Origin of the sequence: Streptomyces sp. NPDC047130 (genome assembly GCF_040643475.1) — a bacterium.
Lineage (GTDB): Bacteria > Actinomycetota > Actinomycetes > Streptomycetales > Streptomycetaceae > Streptomyces.
In genome coordinates, this window is the sequence record NZ_JBEYUK010000045.1 from 14993 (window position 1) to 29059 (window position 14067).

Here is a 14067-nt window from a genome sequence, read left to right on the forward strand (position 1 = left end):
CGCCGCCTGTGGAGAACCCACGGGCGACGGGCCGTACGTTGTGGAACGAACTGTGCCGTCTGTCCGGTCGCCCCTCGGGCGCCCGGACCGTCAGACGGCGGCCTTCTTCAGCCGACGGCGCTCCCGCTCGGAGAGGCCGCCCCAGATCCCGAAGCGCTCGTCGTTGGCGAGCGCGTACTCGAGGCATTCGGAGCGCACCTCGCACGCGAGGCAGACCTTCTTGGCCTCCCGCGTGGACCCGCCCTTCTCCGGGAAGAAGGACTCGGGGTCGGTCTGGGCGCACAGCGCGCGCTCCTGCCAGCCGAGTTCCTCGTTCGCGTCGTCGACCAGCAGTTGCTGCACCAGCTCGGTCATGCTGCGCCCCTCGTCTGTCTTTCCGCGTCCCCGTGATGTCCCCGTGTGATTCGGCCATTACCGACGGTGGCCGAACGACACGAGTGAAATTACAAGTGTGCCGCTCCGGGCGAGTCAAGCCAGGATCTGCTAATGAGCCCCTTATTCACTCTGCTGAACCAAGGACCCGTCGAAAGTGTGCAAATCATCCTGAACTTCGACGGACTGACGGCGAGTCGGTGGTCACCCCGGAGCGGGCTCGATCACAGTTGGATCACGGCCGCGGAGGGGCGCTCGGTTCCGGCAGGTTTGACGCGTCCGGTTGTGCGCCATGTGTCCCGGCCACCCCCGGCACAAACCTTCCTCCTTCCAAGACACCCCCAGAAGGTGAAATCCGTCCCATTCGCGCGGGGCCGAGTTGACACCCGAGGTGTGACCCGGTCTGCTGATGGGCATGTTCGCGAACCCGGCATCCGCCCCGACCCGCACCGCCGCGCAGGTGTCGGTCGCGGTCTGCGGCGCCGCCCCCGTTCGCGTCGGCCGTCGGCCCTGCCGCCGGTCCTGTTGTCGCACCGGCTGTTGAGCCTCTGACGCTCCGGCCGTAGCCCGCCCGGCGACCCCCGGGCCGGCCGCGCACCCCTCGGGCCCCTGGTCCCACCCGCCTCTCCCGGCCCCCACCCGGGCCCAGCCGTGACGGTCCGTGACCCGGACCCGGCGGAAGCGGTGCCGTACCCGCACTCCCCCGTTCCTCCCCCGCCCCTCCCGCCACAGGAACCCCTCGCACCCATGAACAGCGACAGCGACCTGCAGATCGCCGGCGACATCCTCGAGGTCCCCCACCTGCTCCAGCCGGAGCCCGAACACCCCTCCACGGTGGCCGACTTCGTCGGCCTCTCCCGGAGGATCGCCGCCGACCGCGCCCGGTGGGAGCACCTGGTCCGGTACGACGCCACCACCCGCTGGTACCACCGGCTGCTCGCCGGGCCCGGCTACGAGGTGTGGCTCCTGTCCTGGCTGCCCGGCCAGGACACCGGCCTGCACGACCACGGCCCGTCCTCCGGCGTGCTGACCGTCCTGGACGGCGCCCTGACCGAGCGCGGCGCCGCCGCCGGCCCCTCCGGCACCGCCCGGCGGACCCTGGCACCGGGCGCGCAGCGGGTCCTCGCGCCGGGGCACATCCACGAGATCGTCAACGACTCCCTGGAACCGGCGGTCACCCTGCACGTCTACTTCCCGGGCCTGACCGAGATGCCGATGCACGCCTCCGCGCCCGCCGCCGCGCGCGCCGCGGTCTGACGCGGCGCCACACCCCGTCGGCCGCCTGCCGGTCGCCCCGGCGGGCCTGCGAGACTGATGCCCATGCGCATTGTGGTTCTGGCAGGCGGCATCGGCGGTGCCCGGTTCCTGCGCGGTCTCAAGGCGGCCGCGCCGGACGCGTCCGTCACCGTGATCGGCAACACCGGGGACGACATCCACCTCTTCGGGCTGAAGGTCTGCCCGGACCTCGACACGGTGATGTACACCCTCGGCGGTGGCATCAACGAGGAGCAGGGCTGGGGAAGGGCCGACGAGACCTTCCACGTCAAGGAGGAGCTCAAGGCCTACGGGGTGGGCCCCGAGTGGTTCGGGCTGGGCGACCGCGACTTCGCGACGCACATCGTCCGCACCCGGATGCTGGGCGCCGGCTACCCGCTGAGCGCCGTCACCGAGGCGCTCTGCGACCGGTGGAAGCCGGGCGTGCGGCTCATCCCGATGTCCGACGACCGGGTGGAGACCCATGTCGCGGTGACGCTGGACGGCGAGCGGCGGGCGGTCCACTTCCAGGAGTACTGGGTGCGCCTGCGGGCCTCCGTCCCGGCCGAGGCGATCGTGCCGGTCGGCGCCGAGCAGGCCAAGCCCGCGCCCGGCGTGCTGGAGGCCGTCGCCGAGGCGGACGTGATCCTCTTCCCGCCGTCCAACCCGGTGGTCTCGGTCGGCACCATCCTGGCCGTGCCCGGCATCCGGGAGGCGGTCGCCGAGGCCGGGGTCCCGGTGGTGGGGCTCTCCCCCATCGTCGGTGACGCGCCGGTGCGCGGGATGGCGGACAAGGTGCTGGCGGCGGTCGGCGTCGAGGCCACCGCCGCCGCGGTCGCCGAGCACTACGGCTCGGGGCTGCTCGACGGCTGGCTGGTCGACACGGTCGACGCCGAGGCGGTCGGGCGGGTCGAGGCGGCGGGCATCCGCTGCCGGGCCGTGCCCCTGATGATGACCGACCTGGACGCCACCGCGGCCATGGCCCGTGAGGCGCTGGCCCTCGCGGAGGAGGTGCGGGAGGCGTGAGCCACGAGCGGGAGACGCGGCCGGAGTTCCTGGTCCGGGCGGTCGAGGGCCTGCCCGAGGTCCGCGAGGGCGACGACCTCGCCCGGCTGATCGCCGCCGCCGAGCCGGACCTGGCCGACGGGGACGTGGTGCTGGTCACCTCCAAGATCGTCTCCAAGGCGGAGGGCCGGATCATGGCGGCCGCCGACCGGGAGGCCGCCATCGACGCCGAGACGGTCCGGGTGGTCGCCCGGCGCGGCACGCTGCGGATCGTGGAGAACCGGCAGGGCCTGGTCATGGCGGCGGCCGGCGTGGACGCCTCCAACACCCCGGCCGGCACCGTGCTGCTGCTGCCCGAGGACCCCGACGCCTCCGCGCGGGCGATCCGGGAGGGGCTGCGGGCCGCGCTGGGCGTGGACGTCGGCGTGATCGTGACCGACACCTTCGGGCGGCCCTGGCGCAGCGGGCTCACCGACGTCGGCATCGGCGCGGCCGGCGTCCGGGTCCTCGACGACCTGCGCGGCGGCACGGACGCCCACGGCAACCCGCTGTCGGCCACCGTCGTCGCCCTCGTGGACGAACTCGCGGCCGCCGGCGACCTGGTCAAGGGCAAGGCCGAGGGGCGGCCGGTGGCCGTGGTGCGCGGGCTCTCCCACCTCGTGGGCGACCAGGACGATCACCTGGGCGCGCGGGCGCTGGTCCGGTCCGCCCGGGACGACATGTTCCGGCTGGGGACCTCCGAGGCCGTGCGGGAGGCGGTCGCCCAGCGGCGCACCGTGCGGTCCTTCACCGACGAGCCGGTCGACCCGGGCGCGGTCCGGCGGGCCGTCGCCGCCGCGGTGACCGCGCCCGCGCCGCACCACACCACGCCGTGGCGGTTCGTGCTGCTGGAGAGCGGGGAGTCGCGGCTGCGGCTGCTGGACGCCATGCGGGACGCCTGGATCGCCGACCTGCGGCGCGACGGCAAGAGCGAGGAGTCCATCGCCAAGCGGGTGCGGCGCGGGGACGTGCTGCGCAACGCGCCGTACCTGGTGGTGCCCTGCCTGGTCATGGACGGCTCGCACGCCTACGGCGACGCCCGGCGGGACGGCGCGGAGCGGGAGATGTTCGTCGTCGCCATGGGCGCGGGCGTGCAGAACTTCCTGGTCGCGCTGGCCGGGGAGCGGCTGGGGTCGGCGTGGGTGTCGTCCACGATGTTCTGCCGGGACGTGGTGCGCGAGGTGCTGGAGCTGCCGGAGGGCTGGGACCCGATGGGCGCCGTCGCGGTGGGGCATCCCGCCGAGGAGCCGCGGCCGCGCGCGGAGCGCACGGCGGAGGCGTTCGTCACGGTCCGGTAGCGCGCCGGGGCCGGGACCCACGGGGCGTACGGGGCGGACCGTACCCTCGGGTGCATGGCAGGACGTTTCGCGCCGAGGGCGCCCCGTGGCGGTGCCGCGGGTGTGCCCCGGCAGGGTGGAGGACCCGGGCTGGTCCGGGAGCTGGTTCCCGGCGGCCCGGTCGACCTCGCCCTGGTGCTGGGCGTGCTGCGGCGCGGCCCCGGCGACCCGTCGTTCCGGTTCACGCCGGACGGCGCGGTGTGGCGGGCCGCCCGGACGCCCCTGGGCCCCGGGACGCTGCGCGTCACCGCGCGGGCCGCCCTCGGCACGGTGCGCGGGGAGGCCTGGGGGCCGGGTGCCTCCTGGCTGCTGGAGCGGCTGCCGGGGCTGGTGGGGCTGGAGGACGACCCCTCCGTCTTCGTCGCCCGCCACGAACTGCTGCGGGTGACCGCGCGGCGGGTCCCGGGGCTGCGGCTGACGCGGACCGGGCTGGTGCTGGAGTCGCTGATCCCCTCCGTGCTGGAGCAGAAGGTCACCGCCGACGAGGCGTACCGGGGGTGGCGGCGGCTGCTGCAGGCGTTCGGCGAACCCGCGCCGGGCCCGGCGCCGGAGGGCATGCGGGTGATGCCGCACCCGCGGGCCTGGGCGCTGATCCCCTCCTGGGAGTGGCACCGGGCCGGGGTCGACGACAAGCGGGCGGCGACGATCCTGCGGGCCGTACGGGTCTTCGAGCGGATGGAGGAGGCCGCGGGGATGGCGCCGGAGGCGGCGCGGGCGCGGCTGGAGGTGCTGCCCGGCATCGGGCCGTGGACCTCCGCCGAGGTGGTCCAGCGGTCGCACGGGGCGGCGGACGCGGTGACCACCGGGGACCTGCACCTGCCGGGGATCGTGGGCCACGCGCTGGCCGACGACCGGGACGCGGACGACGCGGAGATGCTGCGGCTGCTGGAGCCGTACGCGGAGTCGGGGCAGCGGCACCGGGCGGCGCGGCTGGTGCTGCTCAGCGGGCGCTTCCCCGCGCGGAGGGCGCCGCGGATGCGCAAGGGCGACATCAGCGTGTGGTGACGCCCCGCGGGCCGGTGCCGACGCGGCGTGCGGGCGGTGCCGACGCGGCGTGCGGGCGGCCGGGGTCGCGTGGAGCGGGCCGCGGTGTGCGGTCGGCCTGGACGGCGTCGAGCGAGCCGCGGTGTGCGTGCGGGCGGCCTTGGCCCGCTCTTCCCCCTGGGCGGCACGGGTGGCGCGAGCCGGGCCCGCGCCGCAGGGGGTCAGGCCACGTCGGAGGAGAAGCGGACCGCTCCCGCGGGGATGCGGGCGTCGCACCAGATCCTCGCGCCGGCCCGGAGTTCGTTGTCGGGGCCCACGAACGCCCCGTCGCCGACGACCGCCCCGGTCAGGACCGTCCGCTCGCCGATGTGGGCGCGCGCGCCGACCAGCGAGTCGGTGATGACGGCGCCGGGCTGGACGATCGCCCCCGGCAGGATGGTCGAGCCGCTGATCCGGGCTCCTCCGGCGACCAGCGCGCCCTCGCCCACCACCGTGCCGCCGGTGAGCTTCGCGTCGGGGGCCACCACCGCCGAGGGCAGGACCAGGCGGTCCCCGCAGCGGCCGGGGACGGCCGGGGACGGGGCGCGGCCGAGGACCAGGTCGGCGGAGCCGCGGACGAAGGCCTCGGGGGTGCCGAGGTCCAGCCAGTAGGTGGAGTCGACCATGCCCTGCAGGTGCGCGCCGGCCGCCAGCAGGTCCGGGAACGTCTCGCGTTCGACGGAGACGGGCCGCCCGGCCGGGATGGTGTCGACGACCGACCGGCGGAAGACGTAGCAGCCGGCGTTGATCTGGTCGGTGACGATCTCCTCGGGCGTCTGGGGCTTCTCCAGGAACGCCGTGACCCGGCCCGTGGGGTCGGTGGGGACCAGTCCGTAGGCGCGCGGGTCGGTGACCCGGGTGAGGTGGAGGGAGACGTCGGCGCCGCTGGTGGCGTGGGTGCGGACCAGGGCCCGGATGTCGAGGCCGGTGAGGATGTCGCCGTTGAAGACGAGGACGGGCTCCTCCGGGCCGGATCTCAGCCGGCTCGCCGCGTTGCGGATGGCGCCGCCGGTGCCCAGCGGCTCCTGTTCGGTGACGTACTCGAGGTGGAGCCCCAGGGAGGAGCCGTCGCCGAAGTACGGCTCGAACACCTCGGCCAGGTAGGACGTGGCGAGCACCACGTGGTCCACGCCCGCGGCGGCGGCCCGGGCCAGCTGGTGCTGGAGGAACGGAACCCCGGCCGCGCGGACCATGGGTTTCGGGGTGTTCACCGTCACCGGACGGAGCCGGGTGCCCTTGCCGCCGACCAGGAGGATCGCTTCTGTCACCTGTCGTCTCTGCTTCCTGCCGGGACCGGCCGATCGTGATGTCGGCCGGCCAGTGTACGCAGACCGTTCGATGGCTGTGCGAGCGTCAGGGGCCGGCCGGCCCCCTCCGTCCCGGCGTCATCGTCCCTGGTAGCGGGCCGAGGTCGACCGGGCCGTGCCGAGCTTGCTGTAGAGGCGACCACCCGGACAGCTCGTGGCGAATCCGTCCCGGTGCCCGGAGATGGTGTTCAGTCGTACATTCTTGCCTTTTCGGTAGCGATTGCCACCGCCCGACGTCAGATAAGTCTTGCCGCGCGGGTTCATGCCGTGCAGACCGAGCTTCCACGCGGTGAGGCGGGCGATGCCGCGGACGGCCTTCGCCGAGGGCTTGGTCGAGCCAAAGCTGCCGATCACGGCAATGCCCATGCTGTTGCTGTTGAAGCCCAGGGTGTGGGCGCCCATGACGGGCCGGGCGACGCCGCCCGCCCGGCCCTCGTAGACCTTGCCGCACTTGTCGACGAGGAAGTTGTAGCCGATGTCCCGCCAGCCCATGCTGCCCACGTGGTAGCGGTAGATACTGCGGATGACCGAGGGGGCCTGCTTGCAGGTGTACCGGTTGCCGGTGGCGGTGTGGTGGACGAACGCCACCTTGACCTTCTTCGTGTAGGCGAACCCCGCTTCGCGCAGGCTCTCGTTCGCCTTCCAGCCCCGGCGGGTGACGATCGCCGGGCGCGGACCGATGTACGGCGCGGCCCTGGGCGCGTCCGGCGCGGCGGCGGGGGCGGCGGCCGGGGCTGCGGGGGCGTGCTCCGGGTCGGGGGTGTCGGGGGTGCCCGGGGCGGCGGCGCGCGGGAGGGCCGCCTGCCGTGCGGTCTCCTCGCGGCTCAGCGCGGGCAGCACCTCCGGCCCGGCGCCGGCCCGGGTGGCGGGGGCTCCCGCGGCGGGGCCCGTGCCGGGGTCCACGAGTTCCACCCGCAGCCCGGACGGGAGCGCGGGAACCGTCCCGGCGTGGCCGTGCCCGTCCGCGCCCGGCCGGGCTCTGACCTCGACGCCGTCGGAGGCGCCGACCCAGAGCGGGGCGGTGCCGCCGCGGGCGGCGTCCTCGTCGGTGCCGGGGTCGGCCCCGTGCTCGGAGGTGTGGGTCTCCAGGTCCTCCCACGGGCTCCACTTCCCGGTCGCGGTGGCGCGCGTGCGGACCTGGACCCGGCCGTGCAGCTCGGCGCCGGGGTCGTCCCAGACGACGCCGACCAGGGAGAACGGCCGTACGTCCCGGCGGGCGAGGCCCCGCTCGACCTGGCCGGGGACCGCGGTGGCGGCCCGGCGTCCGCCGAGGGGGGCCAGCGGCAGCGACTGGGTGGATCCGGCGTCCCCGGCCGCGGCCTCGGCGTACGCCCGGGCGGGGGGTCCGACCGCCGCGGCCACGGGAGCCGCCGTCACCACGGCGAGGGGCACCACCAGTGACGTGGCACAGGTGATGCCCAGTGAGGAGGCGAAGGAGGATGCGACTGTCGAAGAGAGGAATCCGCGCATACCCCGAATCCTTGACATATTAAGACATAACTGTCCATAGCACTCTTGACGGCCTGTCGGGCGTCGTTCGTCCGAACCGGTGGTGCCACCCGCCTCGGGCGCCGGCCGCGACGCGTACGCTTGCGCGCGTGAACGCCACCGACCGCACCCCCGCCGACCTGCTGCGTTCCGCGCTCGCCGCGGACCCCGCGCGCCCTCTGGTGACCTTCTACGACGACGCCACGGGCGAGCGCGTCGAACTCTCCGTCGCCACCTTCGCCAATTGGGTGGCGAAGACGGCGAACTACCTCCAGGACGAACTGTCCGCCGAGCCGGGCGACCGGCTGGCGCTGCTGCTGCCGGGCCACTGGCAGGCCGCGGTGTGGCTGATGGCCTGTCACTCCACGGGCGTCGTCGCGGCTCCGGGCGGTGACGCCGCCGCGGCGGACCTGGTGGTCACCGGGCCGGACACCCTCGAGGACGCGCGCGCCTGCTCGGGGGAGCGCGTCGCGCTCGCGCTGCGGCCGCTCGGCGGCCGCTTCCCGCAGACGCCGGCCGGCTTCCGCGACTACGCGCTCGAAGTGCCGGGCATGGGCGACCGGTTCGCCCCCTACGCGCCGGTCGACCCGGAGGAGCCCGCGCTGATCGTCGCCGGCCGGGAGTTCACCGGCGCGGAGGTGGTCGAGCGGGCGCGCGCCGAGGCGCCCGGCCTCGGCCTGACCGGGCCCACCTCACGGATCCTCAGCGGCCTGTCGTACGGCACCTGGGAGGGCGTGGCGGCCGGCCTGTACGCCCCGCTGTCCATCGGCGGCTCGGTGGTGCTCTGCCGCCACCTCGACCAGCTCTCCGACGACGCCCTCGCCCGACGCGTGGACGCGGAACGGGTCACCGCGACCAGCCGCTGAACCCGGAACGCCTCCGCCGGTCCGCCCGGGCGCCGGCGCGGGCGGGTCGGGCGGCTCGGGCGCGGGCGGGAGCGGGCGCGGTCGGGAGCGGGCGCGGGCGGGAGCGGGAGCGGGAGCGGGAGCGGGCGCGGGCGGCGTACGTCCGGCCTGCGCTGGTGCGGCCGTGGGGGCGAAGTTGTCACCCGGACGGGGGCAGCGGCGGGAAGGCGGGGCGCGGGGCGGGCATGGCACCGGGGTGCCGCCCGTGTCGTCGCCATCCCCCCGCCCCCGCCGTCGCGCGCTCCGGATCGCCGTCGTCAGCCTCGCCACGCTCGTCGTGGTGCTGCTGGTGGCGGGCGTGCTGACCGGCTGGGCCCTCTACGGCAGGCTCAGCGAGAACGTCACCTCCGACGAGGCGACGGCCGCCGAGCTGGCCCGGCACGCGGCGGAGCGTCCGGAGCGGCTGGTCCCCGACGCCCGCAACGTCCTGCTGATCGGCTCCGACACCCGCGCCGGCGAGGGCAACGCCCGCTACGGCCGGAACCTGGGCGGGGAGCGCTCCGACACCACGATCCTGCTGCACCTGGCGGCCGACCGCGGGAGCGCCGTGGCGGTCTCCCTGCCGCGCGACCTGATGGTCCGCGTCCCCGCCTGCCGCGAACGGGACGGGCGGGGCACCGCGTCCGCCCGGTTCGCGCAGTTCAACAGCGCCTTCTCCACCGGCGGGCCGGCCTGCACCATCCGCACCGTGGAGCGGATGACCGGGGTGCGGATCGACCACCACATGGTGGTGGACTTCCACGGGTTCAAGGAGATGGTGGACGCCGTCGACGGCGTCGACATGTGCCTGCGGGAACCCGTCCGCGACAAGGCCGCCGAGCTGGACCTCCCGGCCGGGCGGGTCACCCTCGACGGCGAGCAGGCCCTCGGCTGGGTCCGGGCCCGCAAGTCGGTCGGCGACGGCAGCGACACCGCGCGGATGGAACGGCAGCAGCGGTTCCTGGGCGCCCTGGTGCAGAAGGTCCGCAGCGACCACGTCCTGTACAACCCGCTGCGGCTCTACCCGGTGCTGCACGCGGCGACCTCCTCGCTCACCACCGACCCGGGCCTGGCGGGGCTGCGGGACCTGTACGGGTTCGTGCGCGAGGTGCGCGGGATCCCGTCCGAGCGGATCCTCTTCACCACCGTCCCCCGCGAGCCGTACCCGGCCGACCCCGACCGCGACCGGCTGGTGGAGCCGGCCGCGGACCGCCTCTTCGGCCTGCTGCGCCACGACCGCCCGGTCCCGGTCACGGAGCGCGGCGCCACCGGCCGCACGGGCGCGCACGGCACGCTCGCGGAGCCGACCCCCTCGCCCTCGTTCAGCGGCACGACCGCCGCCGAGGACCCCTGCGCGTAACGGAGCCGATCCCTCCGGTGACCTGCGTCGAACCCCCGTGCTACCGACAGGTAAAACCATGGCCAAGGGGTGGCGGAGAGACAGAAGAATGAGGCAGATTGCCCGCTTGTAGGGAAGTGGAATGTGTCACCGTCGTCGCTACGCGCCGTTGCGGGCGGATAGTGTGAGCGATCCGGTGCCCCGGCCAGGGTCCGTCCTGCGGTCGGCACCATGACGTGACCCCGCGCCTGGGGGAAGGCGCCGTGGCCCCGACGGAGGACTCGACAACCGTGGACGCGCATGGCCGTGGACGGGCGGACAACATCGATCCCGCCGACCAGTGGGTGCTCAACCCGCAGACCGGCGAGTACGAACTGCGACTGAGCAGTGCCGGTCCGCAGTCGGCACCTCCTCCGGTACCCGGTCCGCGCCGCCCTACTCCTCGCGAGTCCGGCGTGCCGCGGGACCGCACCTCGCACGGCGACGGCTACAGCCGTGAGGCCCCCGCCCGGCCGCGTCCCGGCCGTGACGTCCCCCCGCCGCGCAGGCGGCGCGGCGAGCCCGAGGACCTGGAGCCCGGCCGCCGCCGGGGCCGCCCGAAGAAGAAGAGCAAGGGCAAGAAGGTCCTCATGTGGACCGGCGGCACGCTGGCCTTCGTGATCGTCGCGACGGCGGGGTTCGGCTACTGGTACATCAAGGACCTCGAGGACAACATCCAGAAGACCGCGTGCGGCAACGACGCGTGCTCGGACGGCTTCGCCTCGGACGAGGCGTTCAACCTCCTGGTCATCGGCACCGACAAGCGCACCGGCTCCGGCAACGAGGGCTACGGCGACAAGAACAGCGTCGGCCACGCCGACACCACGCTGCTGCTGCACGTGGCCGAGGACCGCAGCAACGCCACGGTGATGAGCATCCCCCGCGACATGGTCATCGACATCCCGGACTGCGAGACCACCGCGGAGGACGGCTCCACCAAGGTCGTGCCGGGCACCCCGAACACCCGGTTCAACGAGAGCCTGGGCCAGGGCGGCCGCGACGCGAGCTGCACGGCGCTCACCGTCAAGGAGGTCACCGGCATCCAGGTCGACCACTTCATGGTGGCCGACTTCAACGCCGTGAAGACCTTGACCTCCGCGATCGGCGGCGTCGAGGTCTGCGTCGAGAAGCCGATCGACGACCCCAAGTCGCACCTGAAGCTGCCGGCCGGCGAGTCGGTCGTCGAGGGCGAGCAGGCCCTCGGCTTCCTGCGCACCCGCTACAGCTTCGGCAACTCGGGCGACCTGGACCGCATCAAGGCCCAACAGGCCTTCCTGGGCTCGATGATGCGGAAGATGTCCTCCAGCGACACCCTGACCAGCCCCACCAAGCTCAACAACCTCGCCCAGGCCGCGACCAAGGCGCTCGAGGTCGACGAGGCGATCGGCAAGGTCTCCGTGCTGAAGGACATAGCGCTGGAGATCAACGAGGTCGACCCGAAGAACATGACCTTCCTGACCGTCCCGGTCGTCGACAACCCCGCCGAGCCGACGCCGGTCACCGTGGTGCCCAACCCGGAGAAGGCGCCGCAGGTCTTCCAGATGATCCAGGAGGACGTCTCCTTCACCGAGGTGAAGCGGCAGAAGAAGAAGCAGAAGGACGCCGAGGCCGCCCGGCTGAAGGGCTCCAAGGCGGACCCCTCCGAGGTGCGGGTGCAGGTCTTCAACGGCGGCGCCAAGTCCGGCGCCGCGTCGGGGACGCTGACCTGGCTGCAGAACAACCAGGGCGTCCTCAAGTCGGAGAACGGCGGCAACGCCGACGCCACGCAGAAGAAGACGACCCTCGAGTACGCCCCCGACCAGGCCGACCAGGCCCGGGCGCTGGCCGCCATGATGGGGCTGCCGGGCTCCGCGCTCAAGGAGGGCGAGAGCGCGACCAACGCGCAGGGGCTGCCGACGATGACGTTGACCCTGGGCGAGGACTTCAAGGGGGCGGGCATCCCGCTCACCGCGCCGACCGAGGCGCCGGACGTGGAGAAGTCCACGGCCGACAAGACGCAGTGCGCCAAGTAGGCGCGTACGCACAGCAGAAGCACGTGAAGTAACGGCTCGTTCCGCGCAACGAATCGACCGCCTCGCGCATCTCACAGATGAGATGCGCGGGGCGGTCCCCGTAGGCGGGGCGGAGGCAGGGTGGGAGGGGCACGAATGGCAGAGACGCGTGTGCGCGGCGAGGGCGGGCGCCGCGGCTCGACGGGGGGCGCGGCCGACCTCGGCTGGGACGACAGCCTGTACGAGGCCGACGGCTCCGGCGACGAACCGTCGGACGGGGACGGGGGCGGCGGCGGGAACGCCTCGGGCACCGGGCCCCGCGACGGCGGACGGCACGGCGGCGGGCGCCGCCGCGTCAAGGGCGCCGGACGGGGCCGCGGGGGCCGAAGACGGCGTGTGCTGCGCTGGACGGCCCTGGTGCTGGCGTTCCTGATACTCGGGGCCGCCGGGGCCGGTTACCTCTACTACCGGCACCTGAACGGCAACCTGCGCACCGACGCCCGCGCCGGCGGCGAGTCCGACGCCAGGAAGACCAGGCCGAACGCCGCCGGCCAGACCCCGCTGAACATCCTCGTCCTCGGGTCCGACGACCGGAACGACCCCCGGAACCTGAAGCTGGGCGGCAGCAAGGAGAACGTCGGGCAGAAGCCCCGCGCCGACGTGCAGATGCTGCTCCACATATCCGCGGACCGGAAGAGCGCCTCGATGGTGAGCGTCCCGCGCGACACCATGGTGCAGATCCCCGAGTGCCGCGACGCCAAGGAGGACGAGACCTACCCCGCCACCTTCGGCATGATCAACTCCACCCTGCAGCGCGGCGGTCCCGGCTGCACCCTGTCGACCTGGGAGAACCTCACCGGGGTCTACATCGACCACTGGATCGTCATCGACTTCGTCGGCGTGGTCGACATGACCAACGCGATCGGCGGCGTCGACGTCTGCGTCAACCAGAACGTCTGGGACCGGTCGACCGCGGCGCAGCGGGGCGGCTCCGGGCTGAAGCTGAAGGCCGGCGACCACTCCATCAAGGGCGAGCAGGCCCTCCAGTGGCTGCGCACCCGGCACGCGTGGGGCAGCGACCAGAACCGGGCCAAGGCGCAGCAGATGTACCTCAACTCGATGATGCGCGAGCTGAAGGAGACCAACGTCTTCACCGACGCCGGGGAGTTGACCAGGCTGGCGGAGGCGGCCACCAAGGCGCTGGAGGTGTCCGAGGAGATCGGCAGCGTGGCGAAGCTCGCGAACCTGGCCATGGAGCTCAAGGAGGTCCCGGTCAACCGCATCACCACGACCACCATGCCGAACGTCCCGTACCCGCAGGACCCGAACCGCCTGGTCCCGAAGTCCGGCGACGCCGAGAGGCTGTGGGCGATGCTGCAGGACGACGTCCCGTTCGACGGCAACGGCACGAAGGGCAGGAAGGCCTCGGACGGGCCGGCCGACGAGGCGGCGCCGGACGCGGAGATCGACGTCCAGGTCCGCAACGGCACGGCGAGCGACACGCTGGGCGCCGTGGAGGGGCGCGCGACGGTGCTCCAACAGGCTCTGGCCGCCGAGGGGTTCGGGCGCACCACCGTGGACCGCGAGGCCGCGGAGCCCGTCAAGCGGACCGTGGTGCACTACCCGAGCGCCGACCTGAAGGGCGACGCGCTGCGGGTCGCGGAGGCGCTGGGGATCCCGGCCGGCTCCGTGAAGAAGTCCGCGGACGTCGACGGGGTGACGCTGACGGTGGGCGCGGACTGGCGCGAGGGCGACACCTACCCGAAGGAGAACGTGCTGGAGGAGGGCAAGCTCCCCGAGAGCGCGGAGGCACAGAACGGCGCCGAGAAGAAGTGCATGGACGTCGCCGAGAGGATCTACACCTGGTAGCCGCGGCGGGCGCGCGCGGGGGGAGCACCGGGAAGGGCCACGGCCCTCACCTCGGAGCACCTGGACGACCTGGCCGAGATGCTGAAGGTCGAGCTCGCGCTGATCGACGCGGGGACCACC

The 14067-nt window shown here is 73.9% G+C and carries 11 protein-coding genes; 8 read left to right on the plus strand and 3 right to left on the minus strand.

The window, feature by feature from the left end; all coding sequences use genetic code 11:
- Window positions 1-90: 90 nt before the first annotated feature.
- Window positions 91-354 carry a WhiB family transcriptional regulator gene (locus ABZ836_RS29485; RefSeq protein WP_108951581.1) on the minus strand — a complete coding sequence of 88 codons (264 nt, stop codon included), beginning with the start codon at window positions 352-354 and terminating at the stop codon, window positions 91-93.
- 765 nt (window positions 355-1119) lie between these two features.
- On the opposite strand from ABZ836_RS29485, the gene ABZ836_RS29490 reads away from it, so the two are divergent.
- From ABZ836_RS29490 to ABZ836_RS29505, 4 genes are all read left to right on the plus strand, one after another.
- A complete protein-coding gene (locus tag ABZ836_RS29490; RefSeq protein WP_361147269.1) occupies window positions 1120-1629 on the plus strand; it encodes a cysteine dioxygenase family protein in 510 nt (169 codons plus the stop codon).
- Window positions 1630-1692: 63 nt separating this feature from the next.
- Window positions 1693-2652: a 2-phospho-L-lactate transferase gene (gene cofD / locus ABZ836_RS29495; protein ID WP_356135389.1), complete on the plus strand. Its 960-nt coding sequence runs from the start codon at window positions 1693-1695 to the stop codon at window positions 2650-2652.
- The gene (locus ABZ836_RS29500; protein WP_361147272.1) at window positions 2649-3968 is read left to right on the plus strand and encodes a coenzyme F420-0:L-glutamate ligase; all 1320 of its coding nucleotides are present in this window, start codon (window positions 2649-2651) and stop codon (window positions 3966-3968) included. The genes cofD and ABZ836_RS29500 overlap by 4 nt, the downstream gene beginning before the upstream one ends.
- A 54-nt stretch (window positions 3969-4022) precedes the next feature.
- Complete coding sequence (locus ABZ836_RS29505) at window positions 4023-5012, plus strand: DNA-3-methyladenine glycosylase 2 family protein (RefSeq protein WP_361147275.1); 990 nt, start codon at window positions 4023-4025, stop codon at window positions 5010-5012.
- 200 nt (window positions 5013-5212) lie between these two features.
- Here the strand turns inward: ABZ836_RS29505 and ABZ836_RS29510 are convergent, their stop codons facing one another.
- Together ABZ836_RS29510 and ABZ836_RS29515 are read right to left on the minus strand one after the other, a co-directional pair.
- Window positions 5213-6298, minus strand: coding sequence for an NDP-sugar synthase (locus ABZ836_RS29510; RefSeq protein ID WP_356135395.1), 1086 nt, complete (start codon window positions 6296-6298; stop codon window positions 5213-5215).
- A 117-nt stretch (window positions 6299-6415) separates the two neighbouring features.
- On the minus strand, window positions 6416-7807 hold the full coding sequence (locus ABZ836_RS29515; protein WP_356135397.1) for a peptidoglycan recognition protein: 1392 nt from the start codon (window positions 7805-7807) through the stop codon (window positions 6416-6418).
- A gap of 128 nt (window positions 7808-7935) precedes the next feature.
- Between ABZ836_RS29515 and ABZ836_RS29520 the strand changes: the two genes are divergently transcribed.
- From ABZ836_RS29520 to ABZ836_RS29535, 4 genes are all read left to right on the plus strand, one after another.
- Window positions 7936-8691, plus strand: coding sequence for a TIGR03089 family protein (locus ABZ836_RS29520; RefSeq protein ID WP_356135399.1), 756 nt, complete (start codon window positions 7936-7938; stop codon window positions 8689-8691).
- Window positions 8692-8977: 286 nt separating this feature from the next.
- Entirely contained in the window at window positions 8978-10069 is a 1092-nt protein-coding gene (locus ABZ836_RS29525; RefSeq protein ID WP_361147287.1) for an LCP family protein, read from the plus strand.
- A 269-nt stretch (window positions 10070-10338) separates the two neighbouring features.
- On the plus strand, window positions 10339-12099 hold the full coding sequence (locus tag ABZ836_RS29530) for an LCP family protein (RefSeq protein WP_356135403.1): 1761 nt from the start codon (window positions 10339-10341) through the stop codon (window positions 12097-12099).
- Window positions 12100-12234: 135 nt separating this feature from the next.
- Window positions 12235-13947 (plus strand): LCP family protein, encoded by a 1713-nt coding sequence (locus tag ABZ836_RS29535; RefSeq protein WP_361147281.1) that lies wholly within the window; start codon window positions 12235-12237, stop codon window positions 13945-13947.
- The last annotated feature ends 120 nt before the right edge of the window (window positions 13948-14067 follow it).

Coding starts and splice junctions, on each gene's coding strand:
- ABZ836_RS29485 (WP_108951581.1), bottom strand. CDS start 354: ATGACCGAGCTGGTGCAGCAACTGCTGGTCGACGACGCGAACGAGGAA.
- ABZ836_RS29490 (WP_361147269.1), top strand. CDS start 1,120: ATGAACAGCGACAGCGACCTGCAGATCGCCGGCGACATCCTCGAGGTC.
- cofD (WP_356135389.1), top strand. CDS start 1,693: ATGCGCATTGTGGTTCTGGCAGGCGGCATCGGCGGTGCCCGGTTCCTG.
- ABZ836_RS29505 (WP_361147275.1), top strand. CDS start 4,023: ATGGCAGGACGTTTCGCGCCGAGGGCGCCCCGTGGCGGTGCCGCGGGT.
- ABZ836_RS29515 (WP_356135397.1), bottom strand. CDS start 7,807: ATGCGCGGATTCCTCTCTTCGACAGTCGCATCCTCCTTCGCCTCCTCA.
- ABZ836_RS29535 (WP_361147281.1), top strand. CDS start 12,235: ATGGCAGAGACGCGTGTGCGCGGCGAGGGCGGGCGCCGCGGCTCGACG.